Annotated in this window: 11 protein-coding genes and 2 pseudogenes; 5 read left to right on the forward strand and 8 right to left on the reverse strand. The window is 66.7% G+C overall.

Annotation, left to right across the window (positions count from 1 at the left end):
- Positions 1–85 precede the first annotated feature (85 nt).
- The 4 genes and pseudogenes from ACTWQA_RS33500 to ACTWQA_RS33515 form a co-directional block, all read right to left on the reverse strand.
- Entirely contained in the window at positions 86–415 is a 330-nt protein-coding gene (locus ACTWQA_RS33500; RefSeq protein ID WP_443162990.1) for an STAS domain-containing protein, read from the reverse strand.
- Positions 416–1,404: 989 nt separating this feature from the next.
- Positions 1,405–2,130, reverse strand: a complete 726-nt coding sequence (locus tag ACTWQA_RS33505; RefSeq protein WP_443162991.1) for an alpha/beta hydrolase — start codon at positions 2,128–2,130, stop codon at positions 1,405–1,407.
- Positions 2,131–2,249: 119 nt separating this feature from the next.
- Positions 2,250–2,714 (reverse strand): annotated as a pseudogene (locus tag ACTWQA_RS33510) (hypothetical protein); the annotation flags it as partial.
- Positions 2,715–2,865: 151 nt separating this feature from the next.
- Positions 2,866–3,135 (reverse strand): hypothetical protein, encoded by a 270-nt coding sequence (locus ACTWQA_RS33515; RefSeq protein WP_443162992.1) that lies wholly within the window; start codon positions 3,133–3,135, stop codon positions 2,866–2,868.
- Positions 3,136–3,310: 175 nt separating this feature from the next.
- Here ACTWQA_RS33515 and ACTWQA_RS33520 point away from each other — a divergent pair, with 175 nt between their 5' ends.
- On the forward strand, positions 3,311–5,299 hold the full coding sequence (locus ACTWQA_RS33520; RefSeq protein WP_443163005.1) for a tetratricopeptide repeat protein: 1,989 nt from the start codon (positions 3,311–3,313) through the stop codon (positions 5,297–5,299).
- A 148-nt stretch (positions 5,300–5,447) separates the two neighbouring features.
- On the opposite strand, the gene ACTWQA_RS33525 is transcribed toward ACTWQA_RS33520, so the two are convergent.
- Entirely contained in the window at positions 5,448–5,810 is a 363-nt protein-coding gene (locus tag ACTWQA_RS33525) for a hypothetical protein (protein ID WP_443162993.1), read from the reverse strand.
- A gap of 299 nt (positions 5,811–6,109) precedes the next feature.
- Complete coding sequence (locus ACTWQA_RS33530) at positions 6,110–6,517, reverse strand: HIT family protein (protein ID WP_443162994.1); 408 nt, start codon at positions 6,515–6,517, stop codon at positions 6,110–6,112.
- Positions 6,518–6,553: 36 nt separating this feature from the next.
- Between ACTWQA_RS33530 and ACTWQA_RS33535 the strand changes: the two genes are divergently transcribed.
- The 3 genes from ACTWQA_RS33535 to ACTWQA_RS33545 all read left to right on the forward strand — a co-directional run bounded on the left by ACTWQA_RS33535 (position 6,554) and on the right by ACTWQA_RS33545 (position 8,080).
- Positions 6,554–6,754 (forward strand): hypothetical protein, encoded by a 201-nt coding sequence (locus tag ACTWQA_RS33535; protein ID WP_443162995.1) that lies wholly within the window; start codon positions 6,554–6,556, stop codon positions 6,752–6,754.
- A gap of 25 nt (positions 6,755–6,779) precedes the next feature.
- Positions 6,780–7,154 carry a hypothetical protein gene (locus ACTWQA_RS33540; RefSeq protein ID WP_443162996.1) on the forward strand — a complete coding sequence of 125 codons (375 nt, stop codon included), beginning with the start codon at positions 6,780–6,782 and terminating at the stop codon, positions 7,152–7,154.
- A 365-nt stretch (positions 7,155–7,519) separates the two neighbouring features.
- Positions 7,520–8,080 carry an isochorismatase family protein gene (locus tag ACTWQA_RS33545; RefSeq protein ID WP_443162997.1) on the forward strand — a complete coding sequence of 187 codons (561 nt, stop codon included), beginning with the start codon at positions 7,520–7,522 and terminating at the stop codon, positions 8,078–8,080.
- 186 nt (positions 8,081–8,266) lie between these two features.
- Here ACTWQA_RS33545 and ACTWQA_RS33550 read toward each other — a convergent pair whose 3' ends face one another.
- Positions 8,267–9,052 (reverse strand): PhzF family phenazine biosynthesis protein, encoded by a 786-nt coding sequence (locus ACTWQA_RS33550; protein ID WP_443162998.1) that lies wholly within the window; start codon positions 9,050–9,052, stop codon positions 8,267–8,269.
- 633 nt (positions 9,053–9,685) lie between these two features.
- Between ACTWQA_RS33550 and ACTWQA_RS33555 the strand changes: the two genes are divergently transcribed.
- Positions 9,686–10,108, forward strand: coding sequence for a DUF6924 domain-containing protein (locus ACTWQA_RS33555; RefSeq protein ID WP_443162999.1), 423 nt, complete (start codon positions 9,686–9,688; stop codon positions 10,106–10,108).
- A gap of 179 nt (positions 10,109–10,287) precedes the next feature.
- Here the strand turns inward: ACTWQA_RS33555 and ACTWQA_RS33560 are convergent.
- Positions 10,288–10,540 (reverse strand): annotated as a pseudogene (locus ACTWQA_RS33560) (type I glyceraldehyde-3-phosphate dehydrogenase); the annotation flags it as partial.

Here is a 10,540-nt window from a genome sequence, read left to right on the forward strand (position 1 = left end):
GCACTCGGCGGGTCCTGGGCACGTGGCCCGAGGAAAGCGGTAGCCGGGGACGGCAATGAGGATCCCGTTCCCGGCGCGGCCTTTCCTACTCGAAACGGCGTTCCGGCCTGATCGTGAACGCACAGGTCAGCCCCGAGATTTCCAGGACGTGACGGACCCTGCCGTGCACGTGAGCCAGTTCCATGCTGCCGCCCGCACCGGTGACCTCGCCCTGTGCCTTCAGCAGTGCCTGCAGCCCCTCAGAGTCGCAGAAGGTCAATCCGGCCGCGTCCACCAGCAGGTTGCGCTGCCCCTCTGCCAGCGCCTCGCTGATAGCGGCCCGCAGGCAGGGAGCCGAGTATATGTCCAGCTCCCCCTGCAGAGCCACGATCATGCAATCGGGCTGCCGCGTCACCAGCGTCAACAGAGTCATCATCCTCACCCGGGCAGGTACACAATCCTTACCCTCTCCCCACGCTACGGCGTGACCTGCGAGGACACCACACGTTCACTCTGCCTGGGCCCAAAGGAAGCCGCCCCCGAGGTCAAAAATGGGCAAGCTTCATCCGCGATCCCGCCCGGGGTACTCCACATCGATCAGCGGCACCCGCATGATGGCCCCGCGACTTTCCGAGGGGCACAACCGGGGGGCCGCCCCGGCGGGACCGGCTACTCATCTCCCGCTGGGGCCTCGGCCACCTGGCCCGAGGCGTCGCCACGGCCGGGAACGGCGTTCGGGGCAGAGCCCGTCCCCGGCACGCCGGGCGGAACCCCCGCAGGGATGATCATGGAATCGGGCAGAAGAGGCGGACAGTCCCCGCCGTGCGGGGACGACATTCCCCCCACAGATGTCGTCCCCGGCACAGGCCCACACCTCGGGCCTATTTCGGCACAGCGCTATTCAACGGCAGCGAAGTCACCTTCGAAGGCGCACGGTTCGAAGGCGGCGAGGTAGATCTGCGAGCCGCCTCCGGCGTGGATCCTGCCTCGTTCGGACTGCCCACCACCGCTCCTGGTCTACTTCTGCCGCCTCAGGAACAAGTAACTGCTCACCGGGATCCGGATCAGCAGAGCGCGCGATGTTGAGGTTGAGCAGGATCCATGCAGGATTGGCCTGCTGCCGGTCCGGTTGATCAACGCCGGGGGGTGACCGGGGTGTGGCGGAGGCTGGTCTTCGGCCAGCCCGCGCGCAAAGACGGCCTGGCCGATCGCAACGCGTACGTGTTCTGTGTGCTGGAGCATTCCGGCGGGGTGATGATCTTGAGCGCTCCGTCTTCGCAGCTCAGCGGCCGTCATCGCGTCCCAAGTAGTGCACGACGGGTGTCGCAGACGAGCGTGAGGGTCGGTGAGTTCGCTCGTGGTGCCAGCCATGAGCCCCGTGCGTTCTTGTCGGGAATCTACGGCATCCGGCGACGGGACCAGTTGTCAGGTGTAGCGACGGAGCCAGTCTGCGCACAAGGCCGTCCATCGATGGACCTCCGGGTCGTCCTCGCCCAGGCCGAAACCGTGGCCGCCGCGCGACAGGACATGCAACTCGACAGGCACGCGGAGGCGAGCCAGCGTTTCTGTCAGGAGCAGGGAGTGGCGGACGGGAATGACGAAGTCGTCCGCGGCATGGATGGCCAACACGGGCGGGGTGTCCTCGGTGGCTATCAGTTCAATGGAGACGGCATCGCGCTGCGCGCGGGTCGGTTCAGGACCGAGCAGCGTGTCACGCGGTGGCGTGCCTGGCCCGAAAGGCTCGATCGAGCCCCAGGACGAGGCGGGATAGACCAGGACCGCGAAGTCCGGCCGCGCGTCGGGGGAGGTCTCCGGAGCCGTGGCCACGTGCGCGGCGAGGTGTCCGCCCGCGGAGAAGCCGAGGACGCCGAGGCGCCTGGGGTCGATGCGGTTGTGCGCGGCATTGGCGCGCAGGTGGCGCAGCGCGGCGCGGGCCGTGTTGAGCGGAAGCGGGTGGATATCGTCCGGGCCCACCGGATACTCGAGGACGAAGGCGGCGTAGCCGAGGGAGTTGAGCCACTCGGCGACCGGTTTGCCCTCGTGCCCGGCGAGGTGGGTGTACCCCCCGCCGGGGAGAACGACGACGCCGGGAGCCGGGTCGCCGCCGGGACAGGGATATGGCGTCAGAAGTGGCGCGACGTCGAAGTCCATGATCGGGATCGTAAGGCGGCAACGCCGTTGCAGTACAGCCCTTTTCGGGCACCGCCTGCGGGTCAGTGGCTCCTTCAGGCGAGCCGGAAGCCGAAACGGGGCGTCGGAGCATCCGCTGTTCAGGGGCCGGTCCGGTTGAGCTGGCTCATCAGCCGCCGGTTGGTTTCGCGGGCGGCGGCGAGTTCCTCCTCTCGCTCTTCCAGCCGTCGCCGTAGATCCAGGACGGCCTGTTTCTGGGTCTCCAGCTCGTCTTGGAGGGCGGCGGTGCTGGTGGCGGCGCCCAGGCCGCTGCGGTCGAAGGCCTGCTGGCCAAGGAGTTCGGCCAGCCGCTCTTCGAGATCGCTGATGTGCTGGGCGAGCCTGCGGTTGTGCTGGTGGAGGTTGGCGTTCTCGGCCAGGACTGAGCGGTGGCTGATGGTGGTGGCCGCCGGGGATGGCTGCGTGAGCGCTGTGGCGGATGCCTGGAGTACGGCGGCGTGCAGGTCTGGGTGGCGGTGGATGAACGAGCGGTGGACGCCTGCGCGGACCGCGACCGCCGAGATGGTGATGGCTGATCCGTCGACGTGCATGTCCGCGAGTGCTTGGTGGACGCGTTGGCCGCCGCCGGTCGACGTCGTGGCGGCGTGCCGTGGTCAGTGGGGAGTCCTGGTTCATCGGCTGCTCACCCCGCCTCAGCGTCGCCAGATGCGCGGATGGTTGGCATGCCGAGGTTGACGACCTGGCGGGTCTTGAGGATCACGGTGACCGCCTCGGCGATCTGGCTCGGTCCTCTGCGGTGAGGTCATCGAGGTCGGCTTCGATGCGGCGGATCAGCTCCCGAAACTGTGCGATCTCTTCCTCGCGGGGCGCGAGGCGGTCTTTGGCCCACTCTTGCAGGTCAGTGGCCGAGCGGATCTGTTCCCGGTCGGCGAGGAGCTGGTGAAGGTAGGACTTGAGTTCGGGCAGGTAGGCCGGGTCGCTGCGGAAGTGTCCTTCCGTGTCAAGTCTGTGCGTGTTGCCGATCAAGGTCTGCTGTCGGCGTAAATGTGCAAGCCGTTTAGTGAGCCGTGTACGGAGAAACGTGCGCAATGTCCGGCGTCTGGTGGGAGGCGTGTACGACTCGACAGGGAGGGCTCCCGACGGTGTGCCTGTACGGTGTGTCGGTGACGCGAGCATGGGCTGCGCTGGAGGAGGCGTGAACATGCGGTGGTGGGGCAGGAAGGTCGATCGTTTCGATCAGGGTGATGACGCCCGATGTTTCCGCGATGAGGCCCGTGCGGCGATGGCTGCGGGCAAGCTTGATGAGGCCATCGAAGCGCTGGGGCAGGCCGCCTTGCTGCGGCCTGGTTCTGCCGATTTGCACGTCGAGCTGGGAGCGTTGTTTCAGCGGGCTGGGCGCGTGGAAGCCGCCCGTCAGGCCTACGAGCGTGCACTGGATGTCGACCCATCACACCAAAATGCACGAGTTGCCGCGAGGGCCTTGCCTCCCGAGCCTCCAAAGAGGTCCAACTTCGCAGTGGGAGAGTTGCTGCAGGGCGCTCGCGGGACTGCTGGTGGTGGCATCACCCAATACCAAGTGCTGGATGTGCGCCGGGGTGGATTTGGTGCGGTTTATGTCGTCAAGAATGTCGAGGACAACGAGCGGGTCGCCCTCAAGTCCTTCGATGCGCGGCTGCTGTGGAACGACGAAGATCGTCGTCGCTTCCTCATCGAAGCAACCACGTGGATAAGCCTCGATCCGCATCCCAACGTGGTTACCGCGAGGTCGGTGGAGCTGATCGAAGGATTCCCATGCCTGGTCATGGACTACGTCGACGGAGGTGACCTGGGAGATCGCCTGGCAAAGGGGCCGCTCAGCGCCCGAACCGCTGTGGACTTAGGCATTCAGCTGTGCGATGGGATGGAACATGCACGCTCGCAGCTCGGCCTCGTACATCGAGACCTGAAGCCCTCCAACTGCATGCTGACCAGGCGCGGCACCTTGAAGGTCACCGACTTTGGATTAGCCCGCGCACTCCGGTATGCCCAGGAAACCTCGCTGGGCCTGTCTGAACGGCACACCTCGGCGCGAGCGCTGTACAGCACCGTCGCCGGCACACCTGCCTACATGGCGCCGGAGCAGTTCGAGCTCGGTGCCCGGCTGGACACTCGAACCGACGTATTCGCGTTCGGAATAATGCTGTATCAGTTGCTCAGTGGCCAACTGCCACCGATCGGCCGCCGTCGTCGGCACCTCGACCGGTGGCGAACTAGCGGGCGTGCCTCGCGAGACCTGGTCAACCTGATCCGGGACTGTGCCGATCCCGATCCGGACCGCCGCCCAGCCACCTTCGGCGAGGTTCGCGGACAGTTGGGCAGCGTGTATCGCGGGCTTACCATGCGCGCCGTGCCATCGCCTCCGCTACCGGGCAAGGTGAGCCCGTACACCTGGGTCGACAGAAGCGTCGGCTTTCGTCATTTGGGCATGCCCGACCAGGCTCTGACCGCCGCCGACCGAGGTCTTACCATTGCCGCGACAGGGGACGACGATGTTGTCCGCGGCCGCCTGTGGCAGGTCCGAGGCCTGGCGCTCGTCGATCTAGACCGTCGTGTCGAGGCATTGGACAGCTACGACCGGGCACTCGAATTCACCCCGGAGGAACCCAGTACCTGGGTCTGCAAGGGTGGTGCTTTGAGCGAACTCGGCCGCGACGAGGAGGCGCTCAGCTGCTATGACCACTGCCTCGGTATTGCGCCGGACTACCCCATGGCGCTTCGGAACAAGGCCGCGTCGCTCGACGACCTCGGCCGGCCGAATGAGGCGGAGGCCATGTTCCGGCGCGCAGCCGAGCGGATTCCCCGCGATGTCGAACTGTTGGCCAACTGGTCGGGTTTCTTGCGAAGGCAAGGACGATACGACGAGGCCCTACAACGCATCGAGCAGGCGCTTGAGATCGCTCCGCGCTACAGCTACGGCTGGCGTCGGCTGGGAACTCTGCTCACCGCAATGGAGCAGGTCGACGATGGGCTGGCGGCATACGACAGGTCCTTAGAAATCGACCCGCGGGACGTCCGAACTTGGGTGTTGCGTGGCGATGCCCTCGCCGCAGCCGACCGCACGGCCGACGCGTTGGCCTGCTACGACCAGGCACTGACCCTCGACCCGCAGTACCGTCCTGCCCAAGAGATGCGCGAACGTCTCCTCAGCTGAAGTTGACCTCACCTACCACATACCTGTGCGGCAGGCTTACCTGTACTCAACGGCGTGCCCGAATATATATGCCGACATCTGCTTCCTTGTTCTCGGAAGTTGGCAGTGGCTGCGGTCGACGGCCGAGGCCACTGGGAGCATGCTCGGGTTACTGGGCGAGTCGTGGTAGTGGACGGACGACGGCACCAGGCTGGGCTTGCTCGCGGAGTTGGGCGTTCTCCACTTCCAGCACGTGGATGACGCGGGCGAACCGGGCCAGTTGCTCCTTGAGCCGGGTGTGGTCGGTGCGGAGATCGGCGAGTTTCTGGCGGAGCCGGTCGTTGTCGGCCTCCAGGTGGTCGGCGATCTTGGGGCGGTGGTCTTGGCCTCGGACCAGCGCGTAGAACAGGTCTTTGGGCCCGGTGTGCTTGTGGGTCAGCTTGTTACGCCGCAGCCCGGCCTCCTCGGCGAGGGACTTGACGGTGAGTTGCCCGTCGGACCGCAGCGGGATGCTGGCCAGCAGACGAACCATGGCCTCGGTGATTGCGCGGACTTCGGCGGCGTCCTCGGTCCGGCCCGTGTTGGTGGCCTCGATCGCGTGGGCCGTGACCTCGCCGATGGCGGTGGCGATGTCGGCGACTGATTGGCGTTCGTCCGGCTGATTTTGCTGGTGAATAGCAGCAGCGTTTGTCGGTCAGTTTGGGCAGCACTCGGGGGCTGATCGGGCCCGGAATGTCGGTGAGAAGTAGCAGCACTCGGAGGCTCGACCACTCACCTAGCGTGTTCATATGATTGCTGATAGGGGGCAGTAGCCCGTCCTAGTGCTCGTCCTCAGCGCCAGGCTCTGATCTTCTCGGCCAGCCCCTTGAGGGACTCGACCGGGTGCTCGACCTCCGTCCACGGCGGCGTGAGGTCGGTGGGCTCGAAGCGGGGCACCACGTGGAGGTGGAAGTGGAAGACGCTCTGCCAGGCGGTCTCGCCGCTGGCGTGCCAGAGATTCACGCCAGGAGCCCCGAGCGCGCCGGCGAGCCGTCGGGACACCTCGACCGCGGCCCGCATGACGTGTGCTGCCGTCTCTGCTGGGATCTCCCCCAGGTCTCGATGGTGCGCTCTGGGGACGACCAGCGTGTGACCCCTGGTGGCCTGGGCGAGGTTGAGGAAGGCGATGACGTGCTCGTCCTTATGGATGGTCTGCGAGGGCTCGGTGCCGGCGACGATGCGGCAGAAGACGCAACTCATGAGCGGCATGATCACAGCACGCGCCAGGCCGGAACTGTGGCTGAGCAGGTGCCGCACGGTCACCGGCTGTGGCTGTCGCACCACCGCGAACGGCGGAAAGTACTCGCAGACCGGGGCCAGAGCGCAGCCGCCGCCATGCGCCAGCTTTACGTCGTGGACCCTGAGCTGGCCGAGAAGCTCACCGAACGCCTGCCGTCCGGGCACACGCCAGAATGCGAGACCTCGCTCGCGTTCTAGCAAAGGTCATCTGTACGCTGTCCGCGTGAGCACTGAACCTCCGCGCGAGGCCGCGTCTCCGCGCATCCCCGGCGTGGGCAGCCGGCCGAAAAGGATCGTCTGGGGCGCTGTCGCGCTGTTCCTGGCCGCGTTCGCCGTTTTCGAGAGCCAGAAGTACGCCCTGCCGACCACGGCCGCCGCGCTGGTGTTCTTCGCGCTACCCGATCTGACGCGGCTCGCTGGGGTCCGCCCGCCCGGCGCGCTCCACCAGGCGGTGAACCGTGTGTGGATCCCGCTCGTGGTGCTGGTGGGCTACACCTTCGGGCCGATCGTGTGGCCGCCGCTCTTCACGGCCGGCCTGGGCTGGCTCACCCGCATAGCCCTCGATCGGACGCTCGGACGCGGGCTCGCCTCCACCTGACCGAAAGGCGGACTGCAAAGCCGCCATTCTCGTCGGCCGCGATCAACGAACGGTTCTGACCCACCCTTCACGACCAGGAGACTGCCCCTTTTGTCGGTACTTGATCGCGTCCGTATCCAGGGCATCCCGGATCGCAGCGCGATGAACACCTGAGGGAGATCGCGGACCTCATCCCAACGCTCATGAGCCCGCTCCAGCCAGGTGTCCGGGGTCCTGGACTGGTGAGCTCGCCCATTCAACTGTCCGGACATACCGGACTTCCTCGTGCTGCCGCCTGGGCGGCAGCGCTGATCGACGACCGCCCCGCTGTCGGTGGGTGGAGCTACCGTGCGTAGACACGAACCCAGCACGAGCAAAGGGAGCTCATGACCACATTGGAGAACCGGCCGAACACCGCGCTCCTTGTCGTCGACGTTCAGATGGGCGTCGTCGAAGAGGCCCACCAGCGCGACGTGGTCGTCGCGAACGTCGCCGGCCTCGTCGAACGGGCGCGGCGGGAAGGGGTCCCGGTCGTCTGGGTCCAGCACTCCGACGAGGAGCTCACGAGGGGGAGCGACGACTGGCGGATCGTCCCGGAGCTCACTCCAGAGGACGCCGAACCGCTCGTCGAGAAGAGCTACGGCGATTCCTTCGAGGACACCACTTTGGAGACCGTGCTGTCGGGACTCGGCGTTGGGCGGCTCATCGTCGTCGGCGCGGAGACCGACGCGTGCATCCGCTCGACGCTCCACGGCGCGTTCGCCAGGGGGTACGACGCGACCCTGGTCAGCGACGCCCACACGACGAGCGACAAGACAGCATGGGGCGCACCGCCGCCGGACCAGGTCATCGCGCACACGAACCTTTACTGGACCTACCAGACGGCGCCGGGGCGGACGGCTGGGGCGGTCGAGACCAAGGACGTCGCCTTCGGCGGCACATCCTGACGACTTGAGTTGCGCCCTGCGGGCCAACCACGACGCTCACCTGAGCTTGCCCAGGAGAAGCCCAGGAGAAGGTGAAATAGGCAGTAGCTTGCCGCATGGCGCCGAACTGTAGCGGCCCCTCGCGGATCGAGCAGGGCTAGCTATGCGAGTATCCAGAAGTAGTGCGCGGACGCCCTCCTACTCGGCTCAGATCTCGATCTCGCCTTCCAGGTAGAACACGCAGGAACCCCGCAGTTCCACACGATCGCCGGCGAGGCGGCAGACGATCTCGCCGCCGCGCCGCGACGCCTGGAAGGCGCGAAATTCGCGCTTGTTCAGCCGGGTGGCCCAGTACGGGGCGAGCGAGCAGTGCGCCCCTCCCGTCACAGGATCTTCGGGAATGCCCTTGGCCGGGGCGAAGTAACGGCTGACGAAGTCGTGATCGCCGTCCCCTGGTGCGGTCACGATCACCCCGCTCCGGTCCAGCCCGGCGATCGCCGCGAGGTCGGGGGTGAGTTCCCGCACCTGCCGCGCGGCCGGCAGCAGGGCGGTGTAGTTGAAGGCATCCGCGACCACCTCGAGCGGGACCACGCCGAGGGCCTGGGTCAGCCCGGCGGGGGCAGGGACGGGCTCGGGCCGCCGGACCGGGAAGTCCATGGCATACCCCTCGCCCGTCCGGTGCACGGGCAGCGGGCCGCTGACCGTGTGGAACACCACCCGGTCGCGACCGGGCTCCAGCCGCTCCATCACCACGGCCGCACTGGCCAGCGTGGCATGCCCGCACAGCGGTACCTCAACGGTCGGCGTGAACCACCGCAGGCGATAGTCGCCGTCTCCGGGAACGAGGAACGCCGTCTCGGCCAGATTGTTCTCGGCGGCGACGGCCTGCAGCACCGCGTCGCCGGCGAACTCCTCCATTGGCACCACCGCGGCCGGATTTCCCGCGAAACGCCGGCTGGTGAAGGCGTCGACCTGAAATATCCGTGTCCGCATGACCGGCGTCCCCCATCCCAAGGCCAGGACCTACTCCGCTGCCCGTCCAACCCCGAAAGCATACCCACCCGTGATCTCTGGGAGGCCGAGATCGGCGACCGTACGATCACAGCACGTCGGCGGCGAGTTCGGCGCTGCCGGCCGGGCATCCCCGGCCGGAGTTGTTGTACGGGTGGCACGCGCTCATCAGACCAGATGCTGGGCACCGCCGCGACCCCTGGGCCAGCCCTTAGGCTGCCCTGGTTACGAGTAGAACTTCCGGATACGCGCCCAGATGTTTCCAGGCGTAGAAAGCCGCCGCCAACGTCCCCGCGGGGCCAGCGCGGCGGCGGCCGCCGCCCGCGGCGTCGCGATCCGGCAGCACCTCCTGGAGATGCCTGCCCCCGTCGTCGCCGATGCCCTCAGCTACCCACGACAAGACCACCGCCCGCCCCCTTCGGGAGAGCGGTGGAGGCTGGAACCGCTACGCCGCCTGGGAACACGGAACGTCACCATCAGGCCCTGCCGGAAGGACAACTCGCAACAGTTGAATAGGTGAGGCCACCAGTAAGCACCCATTACGGACACTACGGTCGTCGGTGAGCTTCCGGGGGCCACTTGCGGAGCCACTGGCTCCGCCTCGAAGATCGTCCGATGGACATGTTACCCGAAGCCGACGCCCTGCTCCTGGTGCGTACCGACTTCTCTGACCAGGAACGATGGCAGGCCGTACGCGACTCTCTCGGCGACACCGACGAGGACGGCTGGATAGAGGAGTTCTCGGACCAGGTGGAGGTCGTCGAGGACCCCGCCTATCAAGGCCTCACCTCGCAGCAGCTCCTCGCCCTGCTCCCGGACGGCTACAAGGACCCGATCCTCGTCATCGCCGACAAGGTCACCATCGATTCGCAGGAGATGCCGTTCCTGGTCATCGAGCTGGAATTCAAATGGGAGATGCGCGTCATTCCCTCCGAGCTTCCCGCGATTCACGCCAACCTCTCCATCGGCAACATGGACTTCGGCGAGTTCGCCGAGAGCGCCGATGCGGACGGCGTCTTCCGTGGGTTCCGCAGCTGAACCGCTACGCCGCCGAGGGCACGAAACTCCATTAGGGCCTAGGGGGACGACAACTCGCGACAGCTGAATACGCGACTTCACCAGTATTACTGACCGTCGCCGGGCGGTGGAGGGCGTTGCGCGTGCGCGCCAGGCACTTCTCGTCGAGGTACAAGGCGAGCACGGCAACGGTCTGCATGTCACACCATCCGCTGGGCCATCTCGACCACCCGGTTGGCATAGCCCCATTCGTTGTCGTACCAGCCGAAGACCTTCACCAGGTCCCCGCTCGCCTGGGTGAGAGAGGAGACGAACACGCACGAGGTGGCATCGCCGACGATGTCGCGGGAGACCAGCGGGTCGGTGCTGTAGCGCAGGATGCCGTGCAACTCATCCCTGGCGGCGGTGGAGAAGGCATCGTTGACCTCCTGCGCGGTGACGTCGCGGCTGAGC

This window comes from Nonomuraea sp. 10N515B (genome assembly GCF_052245915.1).
Classification (GTDB): Bacteria; Actinomycetota; Actinomycetes; order Streptosporangiales; family Streptosporangiaceae; genus Nonomuraea.

What these genes read in the sequence shown, in the direction of transcription:
- ACTWQA_RS33500 (WP_443162990.1), bottom strand. Translation starts at nt 415, where the DNA reads ATGATGACTCTGTTGACGCTGGTGACGCGGCAGCCCGATTGCATGATC.
- ACTWQA_RS33505 (WP_443162991.1), bottom strand. Translation starts at nt 2,130, where the DNA reads ATGGACTTCGACGTCGCGCCACTTCTGACGCCATATCCCTGTCCCGGC.
- ACTWQA_RS33520 (WP_443163005.1), top strand. Translation starts at nt 3,311, where the DNA reads ATGCGGTGGTGGGGCAGGAAGGTCGATCGTTTCGATCAGGGTGATGAC.
- ACTWQA_RS33525 (WP_443162993.1), bottom strand. Translation starts at nt 5,810, where the DNA reads ATGGTTCGTCTGCTGGCCAGCATCCCGCTGCGGTCCGACGGGCAACTC.
- ACTWQA_RS33530 (WP_443162994.1), bottom strand. Translation starts at nt 6,517, where the DNA reads ATGAGTTGCGTCTTCTGCCGCATCGTCGCCGGCACCGAGCCCTCGCAG.
- ACTWQA_RS33545 (WP_443162997.1), top strand. Translation starts at nt 7,520, where the DNA reads ATGACCACATTGGAGAACCGGCCGAACACCGCGCTCCTTGTCGTCGAC.
- ACTWQA_RS33550 (WP_443162998.1), bottom strand. Translation starts at nt 9,052, where the DNA reads ATGCGGACACGGATATTTCAGGTCGACGCCTTCACCAGCCGGCGTTTC.
- ACTWQA_RS33555 (WP_443162999.1), top strand. Translation starts at nt 9,686, where the DNA reads ATGGACATGTTACCCGAAGCCGACGCCCTGCTCCTGGTGCGTACCGAC.